Source organism: Paenibacillus sp. FSL F4-0122, assembly GCF_038002845.1.
Classification (GTDB): domain Bacteria; phylum Bacillota; class Bacilli; order Paenibacillales; family Paenibacillaceae; genus Paenibacillus_AQ; species Paenibacillus_AQ odorifer.
In genome coordinates this window covers 503,313-517,442 of record NZ_JBBODI010000001.1, presented here as the reverse complement: position 1 = coordinate 517,442, position 14,130 = coordinate 503,313, and the positions used below count along the sequence as shown (strand labels likewise).

Below are 14,130 nucleotides of genomic sequence, written 5' to 3'. Positions count from 1 at the left end.
AGTTGTCATTGTGAGAGAATTTAATGTAAAAAATCCACTAGTTGAGCAACGAGCAGATCCTTGGATCTATAAACATACTGATGGTTACTACTATTTCATAGCTTCAGTTCCAGAGTTCGATAGAATTGAGCTTCGCCGTTCTGAATCCATTCAAGGATTGGCTGAGGCTGAAGGAAAGACCATTTGGGTTAAGCATGAAACGGGTTTGATGAGTGCTAATATTTGGGCGCCAGAGATTCATTATATTGATGGAAAATGGTACGTATATTATGCAGCTGCACATACCTCTGATACGAAAGACGGTTTATTTGATCATCGCATGTTTGCGTTAGAAAACCCATCCGCAAATCCTTTAGAAGGTGAATGGGTGGAAAAGGGTCAAATAAAAACAAAATGGGAATCTTTTGCCTTGGATGCAACAACTTTTGAGCATAAAGGAGTTAGATATTACGTTTGGGCACAAAAAGATCCTGCTATCCCTGGCAATTCAAATATTTATATTTCCGAAATGGAGAACCCTTGGACACTAAAAGGTGAGCAGGTGTGCATCACTACTCCTGAATACGATTGGGAAAAAATCGGATTTTTGGTGAACGAAGGCGCGGCAATCCTTAAGCGTAATGGACGTATTTTCATGACATTCTCAGCTAGTGCAACAGATCACAACTACTGTATGGGATTGTTGACTGCTGATGAAAATAGTGATTTAATGGATCCAAAATCATGGGTCAAGACACCTGAACCTGTGTTTACGACTTCTGAGGAAAACGGCCAATATGGTCCAGGACATAATAGCTTTACTGTCTCTGAGGATGGCACACAGGATATCCTGGTTTTCCATGCTAGAAGCTATAAGGAAATTGTCGGTGATCCGCTTTACGATCCGAATCGTCACGCACGTGTGCAAGTAATCCAGTGGAATGAAGACGGAACGCCAAACTTTGGTGTACCTAAACCGGATACGAAATAAAAAGGGATTTGTCGCATAAAACAACAGAGCAATGATTCTCCCAGTGGAGAAACACTGCTCTGTTGTTTTTTATAAGAGTCATAGTTATAACCCTCCTGAGGCTTAAGGACTCAGCTGACGCTATTTGCAATTTTTTAGTCATTTGAGTAAGGTTGCGGACCCCAGTGCAGCTATTCCTTTAGAAAAGGTTCGTTTTTGCTGATCTTCAAGCCAATAACGACTTTAGGGTCCGTTAGGTACGCAAATTTGTGATAAAGTTGCATTTAAGGTCAACTGTGTCCGATAGTTGCTTCGGGAACGCGTAAAAGCGAGTTGATCAAATGAGGTACTCTTATAATGGAAGATCCCGTCTTCTGAACAGCTCTACTCCCAAGGAAAAGGTGAGCACTCCGATCAACAGCAGCCAACTGGAGACCTGAATAATCTCCACGTTGCCCTGAACGATTTCCCCGGGTTGATAAAAGGAGAATAAGGTTAGGAAACGCAGCCCTTCCAGTTTGTCGCTTATTTTACCGAGTAGATCCAGAGTGAAAAATCCGAAGGCGATGGCGCCGGAAATTCCGAGCGCTTTTTTCTCGTCATTACATACAGAGGACACGAGAAAGGTAAGGCCGCCTACCGCAAAAAATAATAAAAACGCCACGGTATTCAGCTGAGCGAAGCGACCGCTGTTAAAGTCATATTCACTGCCAAGGAACCATGCTTTACCTAATAATCCGGCGAGGGTGGTTACACCCATAATTAAGAGTAATGCTGTAGTGAGAACAAGTGCCTGCGTGGTAGCGACTTTTCTCCGTGTAGTTGGGGCTATGAGCAGATAAGCCATGGAACCGCGATCCACGAGTCGAGCCATAAGCTGCGTTGACATTTGCACACAAACTATGGAAAGAATCAGAACTAGTATAAGTCCATAATATTCTCCGGAGATAAAAGCTTCAGCACTGGTAAATCCGCTATTTAACCCAAAGGCTTTACCCACACCCTCTGGCATCGCCTTAATAAGGTCATCAATTGCTTGTGTACTCCCCGCAATCCCTGGATAAAGCCAGATCATAAACAGAATATAGAAGGCAGAACCAAAGGCGTAATTCAATATTCCTTTCAGGTTCACTCGCATCATTTCCTTATAGAGCGGAAGATTCATTGCACTGCCCCCTCACGGTCATAATAGTCCATGAAGATGTCCTCTAGATTCTGCGTGAATACGTCGATGCTGCGGATATTGTATTTTCCAGTTTCCCGGATGAATCGATCATAATTGCCTTGCACAGCTATGCGGACCCTATTTCCCTCATGAGCTTCCACTTGTAGGCCGGAGGCGGCAAAATCCACTGCATCTTCACTATTCGCAAAAATGACCTCAAACAGCTTCCGTTGCATCGATTGTAGTTCATGAATATTTTTTACGGTGATAATCCGTCCGTCTTTAATAATTGCGGCGCGGTCACAGGTGCGTTCAATTTCCTGAAAGCTGTGTGAGGACATGAGAAAGGTAGTTCCGGCTGATTTTTCCTCCAGTACCAGATCAATAAATACCTTTTGCATGAGCGGGTCGAGACCCGAGGTAGGTTCATCCAGAATAATAACTTCAGGACTGTGCATAAAAGCAGCGACGATTCCGACCTTTTGCTTCATTCCCTTTGACATTTTTCGGATCGGAGTTGTGGCATCAAATTGCAAGCGTTCAATCAGCTGCTCGCGTTTGGTAGTATTTTTGATTCCCTGCATGGCTGACATGAATTTAAGGAAAGAAAGGCCCGTCATCCCATCAAAAAAGTTAATTTCACCGGGTAAGTAGCCAATATGCTTCTGGACTGTCCCTTGTGCCTTCCATACATCAAGCCCATGGATACTCGCATGCCCTTGATCTGGTTTCATAAAACCCATGATATGCCGTATAGTTGTCGATTTACCCGCGCCGTTAGGACCTAGAAATCCAAAAACCTCGCCTTTGTTTACGGTAAATGTTACATCTTCGATTCCTTTGCCATTCGAAAATCGTTTAGTTAAGCCTTCTACAACCAGCATGCCGCCACCCCCGCCGCAAAATAATGAACTAATATGAATTGAATATTTCATATGTTATATTATTCCTAGTGGTTAATGAAGTCAATATAATTATGAAATAATTGAAATGGAATATTTCATTAAATTTAAATACGCATACTTAATAACGAAGTTAGGGTGGAAGCTATGAATGGATTTGAGAAGAGAGCAGCACAGATTAAATTCAAAATTATGAAAACTACTATGGAGATGCTCAAGAGCTGGGAACCCAAACGTCTACGGATCGCAGATATTGCGAAAGAAGCAGGAGTCTCTCAGGTGACGATTTATAATTATTTTGGCAGTAAGGAAGCGCTGCTTAGTGAGTCTTTTAAGGACTTTGTTCAGAAGGAAATTCAGGAGTTTGAAGATTACATTTATCAAGAGCATTCTCTAAAGGAGATTATTGGTTACATTCTAACCATGGAAAGGCAAACTTACAGCGGTTTATCTCCCGCGACTGTGAAGGAGCTTATGGTTGAGGATCAAGAAATGTTCCGTTATATTGAGGAACGATATGCGAATGACATTTTGCCGGTGCTGGTGAAGATGGTTGAGGATGGGAAAGCCCGGGGAGAAATCTCAAATAAAGTATCCACCAAAGGGATACTTTCACTAATGGGGATGTATATGCGTAATGCGGGTGAACTTCTAGACGAAGCTAGCAAACAGGAAGATATGGATGCCTTCATCGAGGAAGCCATCCATATTTTCTTCTATGGCATTTGCGGGAAAGAGTAAGGGGAGCTTGAGCTACGTGAACATCACCCTTAATTGATCAGGTCAACAGCGGATTCCCATTCATGCCGACCCAAAGAGCGGATTGTTCAAGCTGGGCAGCAAGCTGAAGCAGCAAATCTTCACGGCCTTTGTTCGCCATGACTTGAACGCCTAGCGGCAGGCCAGTTGCTGACTTATGGACGGGCACACTCATTGCTGGCTGGCCTGTCAGATTTGCGAGCTGGGTGAACGGTGTATAGGTTAGGCTTGGCTCAAACATCTCGTAAATTAAGCGGCTCTGTTCTTCTTTTGGCAATTCGTTTACGTGCAGCAGCTTTGCTATCTCTGCAGGTTTATGCGTTAATTCACCAATTTTGGGAGCGGAGTTTGCATTCGTAGGTGTTATATATAAGTCGTAATGATTAAACAGTTCCGCCATTTGGGCGGCTGCAACGTCCCATTCATCCAGACTATGTACGAATTCGGCCGCTGAAACATTTTTTCCGGTCTCACCAAGAACCCACGTAATGATATCGACATCGTCAGCAGTTATGGAACGTCCCATATTTCTCTCCAGGGAGACGAACATGGCTGCTACCTCTCCGGCATTCATCGTATAGTAGTTCTCCATCAGTCTTGTGCCATTCACAGGACTTTCTGTTTCTTCAACCGCATGTCCTTCAGCTTCGAGCCATTTCACGGTTTTGAGAACAGCATTTACGGCCTCTTCAGAGACAGGCGTACCTACTGGGGAAGCAGTCGTAAATCCAATTCGTAGTTTACGTTGCGTAGGCTTAAACAGATCATCCAGATATACGCCCGGATATAACGGAGTCTGGAAGGCGGCTTCTGGCTGCACAACCTGCAGCAGATCTAACATAGCAGCGCTATCGCGAACGGACCGGGTTAAGGCAAAATCAATAGAAGCCCCTTGCCATTGACGGCCGACTCCGGGTCCTACTGGTGTGCGCCCGCGCGTGGGTTTAAGTCCGAATAAGCCTGTGAATGAGGCGGGAATACGGATGGACCCACCACCATCACTGGCTCCTGCTACTGGAACGATACCAGAAGCAACAGCTGCCGCGGCTCCGCCACTCGAACCTCCAGGAGAATATTCGAGATTCCAAGGATTACGAGCAGGTCCATGGAGGACATTCTCTGTAATGTTTTTTAAGCCGAACTCTGGTGTGTTCGTATGGCCAAGTGGAATGAAGCCGGCTTTCCTAATCCGTGCAACATAATTTGAATCCCACCGCGCGACATTGTTCTTCATCAGCATAGCCCCACAAGTGATGGGCTCGCCAGCGATAGATTGGGAAATATCCTTTAATAGAAACGGAACGCCAGCAAACGGCCGAGTGTTATCCTGAACAGGCATCTCGTCGGCTTCTCTAAGAGCAGCTTCCCGGCGGGTGCGCACCACCGCATTTATGACCGGATTGACCTCATCTAACCGAGCAAAGGCGGCTTCGACCAGCTCACGAGGTGAAATTTCACGTGCTTTGACAAGTGAAGCAAGTCCTAGAGCGTCATAGGTAGAGTAAGAAAAGGTCAAATTAATACCCACTTTCAATTTAGGATGATTATTATATTATACATCCCATTAGTTATTTTTTGAAAATGGGTAATCTGACATCTATCAATTCTTTTTTACGTCATATTAGGCTATACTTAGTGTTAAATGATTTTATGGGGTGTACTGATGAACGAAGAGAAATATCAGAATGTGGATGGATTAATGGAGGCTTTCCAACAATTCGCTAGAATGAACTGGCGTAAAACTACGATTTGGGGCTTGAAGCCAAGTGAGGTCCGGATGTTGGTTTCTTTAAAGCTTGGTAAAGAACGGGAAGGGAAGAAGGGACAGACGGTTTCGGAGATTAGCAAGTTTCTGAAAGTCACCTCTCCTACGGTTACCCAAATGCTCAATAGTCTGATTGCACAAGGATATGTGGTGCGTACTTCCGATGCACAGGATCGCCGAGTTAGTGAGATCACGCTTACGGAAAAAGGGGAGCATCTGGCTGAGATGGCCGTAACGAAATCCCGGAATACCTTTAAAGGTATGATTGATTACATGGGCAAAGAACAGACGGATACGTTAATGGAGCTGTTAAACGGAGTTTACGTTTACTTCGAAGAATTGAATGATCAATCAAACGAATCCTAGCCCTTCTTATCAAAAAGAGATGCTGCACAGCCTAAGCTGTTTACGGACATCTCTAATGTAAGGTTATTTGTGATTAATGTGCAGCAGGCACAGATTTTTCGAGTTTTTTACTCCCGGTTTTATCCTCTGCGTGTGCCTCCATTTTTTTCTCTCCACTACGTAATGGAATCTCTTTAAGGAACAGAACGAGCAGTGCTGCGATAACTAACAGCGCCGTACCACTTAAGAACACAACTGTCAGGGAATCGCTCAGTGCGTTCCGCAGCATCTCAATCAATTGATTGAAGAGCGGCTGGATTTGCTCTGGCAGTGTTGCATGCAATTCCTTTAGTTTAGGTTGATCTAGCAACATTTGAGGGTTCATAAATGCAGAAAGCTGTTTAGCGGATTCAGGATCGAGTTTGGATAAATCCGGACCTTTGCCTGAAGATACCGCTGCCTCTAATTTTTTCGTTAATGAGGAGTTCATAATGGTACCCATGATGGCAATACCTATGGTTCCACCTAAATTACGGAATAAAGTATTTGTAGCAGTAGCAACACCTAGCATTGAAGGAGCAACAGCATTTTGTACGGTTAGAGTAAATACGGGCATCGATAGTCCTAACCCAACCCCGAAGATAATCATGCTGACTACAGCCGTAGCAATGTTACTCATAAAGGCCATTAATATCATGGCTACAACCATGAATGGCATCCCCATTAGAGCATAACGTTTATATTTTCCTGTTTTGGAGATCCATCTTCCCACTAAAGTACTTAGTACAATCATAGTAAGTGACATTGGCATATTGATAAAACCAGATTTAGTTGGGGAGACGCCCTCTACCCCTTGCACAAAGAAGGGCAGGTAGATCATTGCGCCCATCATACCGGCATTCATCAGGAAACCGACAATCATTGAGATGGATACGATGGAGTTTTTAAATAAGGATAATGGCAATACGGGGCTCTTAGCTTTACGCTCAATCAGAATCAGGATAATCAGACCCAGAATGGAAGCCCCAAACAAGCCGAGAATCTCCGGAGAACCCCAGTCATATTTTGTTCCTGCCCATGAAAAGCCGAGCAAGAGCGCAACGATGGTCAGGGAAAGGAAAATGGAGCCTAAATAGTCAATGGACTCAGATGTAGAACGCGTTGTTTTAGGGAACATTTTCAAAATCATAAAGAAGGCCACGATACCGAAAGGCAAGAAGATCCAGAAGATCCATTTCCAAGCCATGTGATCTACCATGAATCCGCCAAGAGTAGGACCAATTACGCTGGAGAAACCAAATATCGCCATCATAATTCCAGTCCACTTGGCTCTCTCTCTTGGAGCGAACAAATCACCTACAGCGGTTACGGTAGCCGACATGAGAATCCCGCCGCCTAGACCTTGAATCCCGCGATAAGTGATCATTTGAAAAATGTTGGTCGACAATCCGGATAGGAACGCACCTATAATAAAAATGACAATCCCTGATAACAGGAAGGGCTTTCTTCCGTAAATATCGGATAACTTACCGACAAGTACGGTAGCAATGGTTGAGGTGAGCATATAGATGGTAATTACCCAGGTATAATGTTCAATGCCTCCAAGCATCGCAATAATTCGGGGCATTGCTGTGCCCACAATTGTCTGGTTGATTGCTGCGAAAAACATAGCCGCCATTAAAGCAATCATAATTGTAACTTTCTTTTTCTGAGTGAGATGCTCCAGAGCAGTTCCTCTCCTTTAACTTCTATATATTGTAGTTTGGGAATTCATGTCGTAATAATTAGGTAGCCAAACTATCATTTATGTATAATACACAAATTCATCAATTAGCACAACAGGTTAATTATTAAATTTTAATTTAAAGAGAATTTGAATTTGACTTGATTTTTTGGGAATAGGTAAGTAATCTAATTAGATTGAGGTATATTGGAGGTGCCCTATGGATACCCATGACAATCAAGAGCAGAAGCTTATCATAGCCCTTGAAAATATAAAGCGTCTGACTGCTCGCCCCTACTCGATTGATGTAGTATCGTATAGAGAGTTTGTTATGATGTACGTCATTCACACTGTAATGAAGCAAAAGAAAGCGACCGAAGGTGACAAACAGCACCGGGGAGTTATGATTTCTAAATTAAGTGACCTGCTCCAGATAAGTAGACCTACTGCCACGCAAATGGCAAATACTTTGGAGGAAAAAGGTTACGTAGTACGTACAACATCCGAGACAGATCGTCGGGTCGTATATATCTGTTTGAGTGAGCTTGGAGAGCAGATTTATAGCAGGCAGATGGCATCCTATTCCGGTATTTTGAGTGAAATCACGCAAAAGGTCGGTAAGGAAGAGATCGACCAGCTGATCTTTTTGTGCGATCGTTTTCAAGAAGCGGTGCATGAGGTCAGAAGCCGTCATTTTTTTCCACAGTCGGATGAAGAGTCATTAGTTATAGAATCAGTATAAAAAGCCCAACATCAAAAGATATTCCTGCACACCCGCGGGAACATCTTTTTTTGCATCTTAGAGCAAGGAGCGATTATCATCAGAATATTAGCAATTAGTGACATTCACGGAAGTTATGTAGAATTCAATGCACTGTTATCAAAAGTGAATTATCGCCCAGCGGAGGATAAGCTTATCTTGATGGGAGATTATGTGGATAGAGGGCTGGACAGTAAAGGAATTGTGGAGGAAGTGATGACTCTGCAGCAAGAATGTGGAGCTATAGTTCTCAAAGGAAATCACGATAAAATGGCTTGCGATGCGCTCACCGGCGAAGATGATAAATTGGATACCCATTGGCTTACTAATGGCGGATTTCATACGCTGATGAGTTATTGTGAGGCGGGCTCCGAAGGTTTGCAGGAGGATTTTGGCTGGAAGGATTATATGCAGCTAAAAGAAAAAATTAGGCGGGACTATAGACATCATATAGACTTTCTAAGCACATTGCCGCTTTATCATGAGACGGAAGAACATATTTTTGTTCATGCGGGCATTAATCCATTAATAGAGGATTGGAAGCAGCAGGACCCTTATGATTTTATCTGGATTAGAGAACCCTTTTATAAGAATCCGGTAGTTAGCACTAACAAAACGGTTGTTTTCGGTCATACTTCGACGATGGATCTGCATGATTCAGAAGAAATTTGGTTTAGTCCACTTGGAGATAAAATTGGCATAGATGGTGGCTGCGCATATGGCCAACGACTAAATTGCTTGGAGATTTCCGCAGGGAAATACATAACGCATTTTGTTCGGAATGGTGAGACGCTTTGAGCGTTCTCCCATTTTTTTTAGAATAGTAATGAATTAAACGTTAACTATGTATAAAATAAAGATAGGAGGGGTGCAAATAGGTGAATGCAAACAGCAAATATCATATCCTCATGCAAGGGGCCATCAGCAAGAATGTGAGCGAAACCTGTAAGGAGTTTGGCATTTCCCGGACGATCTATTATAAGTGGTCTAAAGCTTATCAACAACATGGAATGGATGGACTTGGGGAGAAGAAAAAAAAGCCGGTAATGCCTAATAAAGTAGATAAGAAAACGGAAAGATTGATTTTGCAGTACGTCGCCAGATTTCCTGAGGATGGGCCTAGACGCATCTTTTATGAACTGCAAGATGAAGGTATGCAAATAGGGGAATCGGGTATTTATAATGTACTACGTCGAAACGGACTAAATAAACGAATAGAGCGTGAAGCTTACGCCAATCAAATCAAAGCAAAGAAGAGGGATGGCGCACAATCCACTCTCACTAAAGGATTTAAAGAGAAACGGAGAACACTAGATTATAAGATGAAGAATCCGATAAATGCTCATCCCGGGTATATGTGTCAGCAGAGTATCAGCTATTTGGGAGTTTTCCCGAGGGTCGGAAAGGTATATCAATATGTAATTTATGATGCCTACTCCAGACTAGGTCTAGTTAAGCTATACAATCGTAAGTCTACCATTCATTTTATAGATTTTATGCATCTGAAAGTTCTCCCATTGATGAAGACATTAGATTTTCATATCGATAATCTGGTTACGAACAAAAGCCGTGAATTCATTACGAACTGGGACAGAGGAAAACATAAATATAGTGAATTTTTACATAAGAACAATATTAATCAAGTAGCTATAACGGTAGACCAAACAGAGATATTTCAGCCCTTGCAGCAATTTGCGGCGGTGTTGACCAAAGAATTCTACCAGCAGGCTTGGGTAGATGATACGATAGATTCTTTTGAAATTTTAGAAAAGCGCTTACATGAATACTTGAGAACCTACAACTTCAGCAGGCAAATTACAGATGGGCCTAATCAAGGTAAAATACCATCGGATGTCGCACTTGCCTATACGGGACAACGAGAAACTTTGCCATTATGGTTATTTACAAGGAGATAACGGATGATGACAAACACGAAGAATAAAGACCGAATTGGGATCATCGGTGCAGGGATTTCTGGGGTTACAGCTGCTTACGAATTAGCGAAAAAAGGATATACCCACATTACCCTCATGGAGAAGTCGGACAGAGTAGGAGGAAAGTGTCATTCTATTGAGTACAAAGGAAAAAGTTATGAAATGGGGACGCTAATCGGCCTGCCTACCTATAAACATACGATGGATTTAATGAGAGATTTTGATCTTATGGATAGGGGACCCTTGTTAGAACGTGGATTTTTTGATAATAATGGGAGAAAAACTTCACAGATTCCCATGGAGCAGATAGAGGCGTTTACACAAGAATTCAAACGACTGCCGGATATTCTAAAACGCTATGAGTCTCTCCAAGAACCGGGATTTCTTCACTTACCACCAGATTTATGTCAGCCATTTTCACAGTGGTGTGCAGAGAATAAGCTGTCTGTCCTTGAACAGGTCTACATGCATTATTTTAATACTTTTGGATTTGGTAGTATCCATAATGTGCCCGCTGCATATGTGTTGAAATTTCTAAGCTATGATAATCTGTTGTCGTTTATTGAAATTACTCATATGATAACCTGGCCTAAGGGTGTTACTGAACTGATAAGACGAATGGCCGACCAAGTGAACGATCTCCGCCTGACTTGTGAAGTGCTTTTTATGGAGCAAGAACAAGATGGACAGGTTCGAGTAGAGACGAGTCAGGACATCTTTTATTTTGACAAGGTCATTTATACAGCAGCTTTAGAGCAAATGGGCGATACAGTTAGCCTGTCCAGTGAGGACAAAACCTTATTAGCGAGTATAACGTATGAATGGTTTAGGGTATATGCCTACAGAGTGAAAGGGCTGCCGGAGCTTTCTGGCTATATCCCCCGGAATATGTACCCTGAACGTAAAGGGCATATGATGGCATGGTACTATCGGTGGGCAGATATGGGAACTACGGATCTAGTTACGGTTTATGTAGCAGAGAATGAAGCTATGACTGATCTGGAAATGCGAGAGACGGTAGAAAATAAACTTCGCGAGCTGGGCGGAGAGAGCATTCGACTGTATATGATGAAGCGTTGGAAGCATTTCCCTCATGTGGATTCTAATGCACTACATGAGGGGTTTTATGAACGGGTTGATCAGATGCAGGGGAACAACAATATCTATTTAGCTGGAGAAATCATGAACTTCCCTACACTTGAGAATTGTATTGTATATGCGAAACACTTGGTTGAACGATTCTTTTAAATAATAGTAAAGAGGAACCTTGTCCACAAAGAAATTTGTCGACAAGGTTTTTTTTACATTCAAGTTAGGTTTGCAGTATATAGTTCTGTAGACATGCATTCTAATAGATTGCTCAGAAGAAAGGTAGAAACTTTGGCGAATCCTAGTGCTATGGTTGTGTAAACTCAACTTGAAATGAAACTAAAAAAACACTGATAAATCAACGTTTTAAGCGATTTGATCATTCAAAGAGGGATGTACTATATTGGACCTGAGACACAGATTATATACACCAAACTACAAGGAGGAGTAAAACATGTTTTTATTCGAATCGATTCCCTGGTACTCTGCGCTAATGTGGTTAGTAGTACTAGCAGGATTAATGTTTGTAAATGAAATCGCACGGAAGAGCAAGTGGTTCTCAATCATTCTGTTTATAGTTGTCCCTATTGTTCTTACCATAGCGGTCTGGCCGAATACGGCAGGCGAAGGCTCTAGTACCGGAACATGGTTTCACTGGGTAAAAGTATATTCTGCTTTGGCAGGATGTATAGGGTTTATGGCTATCCGTTATGTTAAAGGATGGGACAAAAATAAATATATATTAATGTTCCCGGCTATTATCCTTGCAGTTAACATTCTTGAAGCAGTTATTCGTGATTTCCAAGTGTACAGCTTGCAAGGTATGGTGGATGGCGTAATGATGGTAGGTGGTCCTTGGAACATTATGAACGGGATCGCAGGTATTCTGAACATTATTACGATTTCTGGTTGGATGGGAATTGTGATCAGTAAAGATAAGAGTAAAGATATGTTGTGGCCTGACCAGCTTTGGTTCTGGATCATTGCTTATGACATTTGGAACTTTGCCTATGTATATAATGCAGTTTCTGACCATTCCTTCTATGCAGGTGCAGCATTGTTGATTTCTTGTACCATCCCGGCGTTCTTCTTCAAAAAAGGGGCATGGCTGCAGCATCGTGCACAGACTTTGGCGATTTGGATGATGTTTACGATGTCATTCCCGGCGTTTGTTGGCGAGTCAAAGTTCTCTGTACAATCCTCTCATAGTGAAACCGCTCTGTGGGTAGTAAGTGCATTATCTTTAGCTGCTAATATTGCAGTGTTTGGTTATCATTTCTATAAAATTATCAAGCATAAACGCAATCCGCTTAAAGAGGAAGTTTATACGGATTTAGCTGCTTATAAGGCTATTGCAGAGGGTGCGAATTAATAGAAATAATATAATAATGAAAGAGGTTCCTCCAGCTTAAAGGGTGGAACTTCTTTTTGTGAGTAATTAAAGTTCTAATTATCAGAGCTCCATCTCCGCCTGATGTTGCTGCGCGCGAAACTCTTTCCTTTTTATACAAAGCAAAAGACAGGTCAGTAATAACACACATAATAAAGTTGCCGTATACGTGAAATTGCTATTCCAAAACACTATCTGAATATTCATTAATGAGTGAACGCCGATCACGAAAAATAGATTTTTGGTTAAGATATAGAGTAGAGCGAATATAACTCCTAGAATTAGAAGCATGATAAAATCATAAACAAACTCCATTCCAACTAATCCTGAGTAAATCCGGTTTGGGATATGTATGGCGGCAAAGATCGATTGTGAAATTAGCATTGCAGAGATCATCCGTGTAGTTTTGTTGTTGATTTTTTTTAAGCATAGATAGATTTGAACGAGCAGGAAGCCGCGAAATAAGATTTCTTCCAATAAAGCATTTCCGAAGATTTGACCTAGAATTTCACCGAAAACTAAATTTGAATGGCTGAAGATAGCATTGTTAAGTGTTAGCTCTGAGTGATTCAGGTGTACCATACACAAATCTACTATATTTATAGCGAGCCAAAACAGAAAGGTACCCAGCAGTCCGGCTCGTAATTTTTCTATTTTTAACCCAAAATCCCGGGGAGAAACTTTAGCTATCAGAATCAAAAAAATAATTACTTCTAAGAGAAGCCCAACTAGATTGGCGGCTAACGTTTCATTGATCCAGTGGTTTGTGTTTTTGGCGATAAAACTTAAATATCCATGCTCAAAAAGGATGAGATTAACCGCAAGAGTAAAGATAATATGAATAAAAATGAGGCTCGCTATAAAAAGGTAGTGTGTAGGCTTTGCTTCAAAAATCGATGATGGATTGAACTCCTTGGAGTGAAGCATCAACGGCAGTCCTCCTGAATACAAAATATTCCAAATTAACCTTAGATTTCACTATATCCTTTTTGAGTCCAAGTTTACTGTTACAAAAATCATGTGTTATTCTTCACATTCGCCCATCCCCAGATTGACAGAAGCAAGGGCACTGGCTATACTTGAAATGTTAAAATGCAAATCGGACAAATCGTTGATGAAAATGAAGTACACCGGAGGATGGCTTGATCAGAGAAAAGGTTCCTTTACGAAACGTTTCGTAATGGCTGTGAGAACCTTGAAGACAGGCCGGTGGAAAGCTAATTTCGGAGTGTGAGATCAATGCTCACCGGGGGCGCCCGTTATCAGCCGCGACAAGGCGATCGTCTGCAATTGTCCCATTAGTGGGGTCAAGGCGATAACCAGGGTGGTACCGCGATATTAATCGTCCC

Annotated in this window: 13 protein-coding genes; 8 read left to right on the top strand and 5 right to left on the bottom strand. The window is 42.1% G+C overall.

Annotation, left to right across the window (positions count from 1 at the left end; all coding sequences use genetic code 11):
• Nucleotides 1-10 precede the first annotated feature (10 nt).
• Nucleotides 11-970: a glycoside hydrolase family 43 protein gene (locus MHH49_RS02135; protein ID WP_341137849.1), complete on the top strand. Its 960-nt coding sequence runs from the start codon at nucleotides 11-13 to the stop codon at nucleotides 968-970.
• A gap of 331 nt (nucleotides 971-1,301) precedes the next feature.
• Here the strand turns inward: MHH49_RS02135 and MHH49_RS02130 are convergent, their stop codons facing one another.
• Both MHH49_RS02130 and MHH49_RS02125 read right to left on the bottom strand, forming a co-directional pair.
• The gene (locus MHH49_RS02130) at nucleotides 1,302-2,114 is read right to left on the bottom strand and encodes an ABC transporter permease subunit (protein WP_036675636.1); all 813 of its coding nucleotides are present in this window, start codon (nucleotides 2,112-2,114) and stop codon (nucleotides 1,302-1,304) included.
• Nucleotides 2,111-2,998 (bottom strand): ABC transporter ATP-binding protein, encoded by an 888-nt coding sequence (locus MHH49_RS02125; protein ID WP_036675634.1) that lies wholly within the window; start codon nucleotides 2,996-2,998, stop codon nucleotides 2,111-2,113. Before MHH49_RS02125 ends, MHH49_RS02130 begins: the two co-directional genes overlap by 4 nt.
• A gap of 165 nt (nucleotides 2,999-3,163) precedes the next feature.
• On the opposite strand from MHH49_RS02125, the gene MHH49_RS02120 reads away from it, so the two are divergent.
• Nucleotides 3,164-3,757, top strand: a complete 594-nt coding sequence (locus MHH49_RS02120; RefSeq protein ID WP_036675633.1) for a TetR/AcrR family transcriptional regulator — start codon at nucleotides 3,164-3,166, stop codon at nucleotides 3,755-3,757.
• 37 nt (nucleotides 3,758-3,794) lie between these two features.
• Here MHH49_RS02120 and MHH49_RS02115 read toward each other — a convergent pair whose 3' ends face one another.
• Complete coding sequence (locus MHH49_RS02115; protein ID WP_076104938.1) at nucleotides 3,795-5,297, bottom strand: amidase; 1,503 nt, start codon at nucleotides 5,295-5,297, stop codon at nucleotides 3,795-3,797.
• 141 nt (nucleotides 5,298-5,438) lie between these two features.
• Between MHH49_RS02115 and MHH49_RS02110 the strand changes: the two genes are divergently transcribed.
• Nucleotides 5,439-5,906 (top strand): MarR family winged helix-turn-helix transcriptional regulator, encoded by a 468-nt coding sequence (locus MHH49_RS02110; RefSeq protein ID WP_036675630.1) that lies wholly within the window; start codon nucleotides 5,439-5,441, stop codon nucleotides 5,904-5,906.
• A gap of 73 nt (nucleotides 5,907-5,979) precedes the next feature.
• Here the strand turns inward: MHH49_RS02110 and MHH49_RS02105 are convergent, their stop codons facing one another.
• A complete protein-coding gene (locus tag MHH49_RS02105; protein ID WP_036675626.1) occupies nucleotides 5,980-7,611 on the bottom strand; it encodes an MDR family MFS transporter in 1,632 nt (543 codons plus the stop codon).
• 217 nt (nucleotides 7,612-7,828) lie between these two features.
• On the opposite strand from MHH49_RS02105, the gene MHH49_RS02100 reads away from it, so the two are divergent.
• The 5 genes from MHH49_RS02100 (at nucleotide 7,829) to MHH49_RS02080 (ending at nucleotide 12,763) form a co-directional block, all read left to right on the top strand.
• Nucleotides 7,829-8,350 (top strand): MarR family winged helix-turn-helix transcriptional regulator, encoded by a 522-nt coding sequence (locus MHH49_RS02100; protein WP_341137848.1) that lies wholly within the window; start codon nucleotides 7,829-7,831, stop codon nucleotides 8,348-8,350.
• 18 nt (nucleotides 8,351-8,368) lie between these two features.
• Nucleotides 8,369-9,166 (top strand): metallophosphoesterase family protein, encoded by a 798-nt coding sequence (locus MHH49_RS02095; protein WP_341138768.1) that lies wholly within the window; start codon nucleotides 8,369-8,371, stop codon nucleotides 9,164-9,166.
• An 80-nt stretch (nucleotides 9,167-9,246) separates the two neighbouring features.
• A complete protein-coding gene (locus MHH49_RS02090; RefSeq protein WP_076104914.1) occupies nucleotides 9,247-10,284 on the top strand; it encodes a helix-turn-helix domain-containing protein in 1,038 nt (345 codons plus the stop codon).
• A gap of 3 nt (nucleotides 10,285-10,287) precedes the next feature.
• Nucleotides 10,288-11,550 carry an FAD-dependent oxidoreductase gene (locus MHH49_RS02085; protein WP_081384073.1) on the top strand — a complete coding sequence of 421 codons (1,263 nt, stop codon included), beginning with the start codon at nucleotides 10,288-10,290 and terminating at the stop codon, nucleotides 11,548-11,550.
• Nucleotides 11,551-11,845: 295 nt separating this feature from the next.
• Nucleotides 11,846-12,763: a DUF5692 family protein gene (locus MHH49_RS02080; protein WP_036675614.1), complete on the top strand. Its 918-nt coding sequence runs from the start codon at nucleotides 11,846-11,848 to the stop codon at nucleotides 12,761-12,763.
• 81 nt (nucleotides 12,764-12,844) lie between these two features.
• On the opposite strand, the gene MHH49_RS02075 is transcribed toward MHH49_RS02080, so the two are convergent.
• Nucleotides 12,845-13,708 carry a CPBP family intramembrane glutamic endopeptidase gene (locus MHH49_RS02075; protein WP_076104916.1) on the bottom strand — a complete coding sequence of 288 codons (864 nt, stop codon included), beginning with the start codon at nucleotides 13,706-13,708 and terminating at the stop codon, nucleotides 12,845-12,847.
• Nucleotides 13,709-14,130 lie beyond the last annotated feature (422 nt).

Excerpts from the sequence above, each read along its gene's own strand:
- MHH49_RS02130 (WP_036675636.1), bottom strand. The coding sequence starts at position 2,114 with ATGAATCTTCCGCTCTATAAGGAAATGATGCGAGTGAACCTGAAAGGA.
- MHH49_RS02125 (WP_036675634.1), bottom strand. The coding sequence starts at position 2,998 with ATGCTGGTTGTAGAAGGCTTAACTAAACGATTTTCGAATGGCAAAGGA.
- MHH49_RS02120 (WP_036675633.1), top strand. The coding sequence starts at position 3,164 with ATGAATGGATTTGAGAAGAGAGCAGCACAGATTAAATTCAAAATTATG.
- MHH49_RS02110 (WP_036675630.1), top strand. The coding sequence starts at position 5,439 with ATGAACGAAGAGAAATATCAGAATGTGGATGGATTAATGGAGGCTTTC.
- MHH49_RS02100 (WP_341137848.1), top strand. The coding sequence starts at position 7,829 with ATGGATACCCATGACAATCAAGAGCAGAAGCTTATCATAGCCCTTGAA.
- MHH49_RS02085 (WP_081384073.1), top strand. The coding sequence starts at position 10,288 with ATGATGACAAACACGAAGAATAAAGACCGAATTGGGATCATCGGTGCA.
- MHH49_RS02080 (WP_036675614.1), top strand. The coding sequence starts at position 11,846 with ATGTTTTTATTCGAATCGATTCCCTGGTACTCTGCGCTAATGTGGTTA.
- MHH49_RS02075 (WP_076104916.1), bottom strand. The coding sequence starts at position 13,708 with ATGCTTCACTCCAAGGAGTTCAATCCATCATCGATTTTTGAAGCAAAG.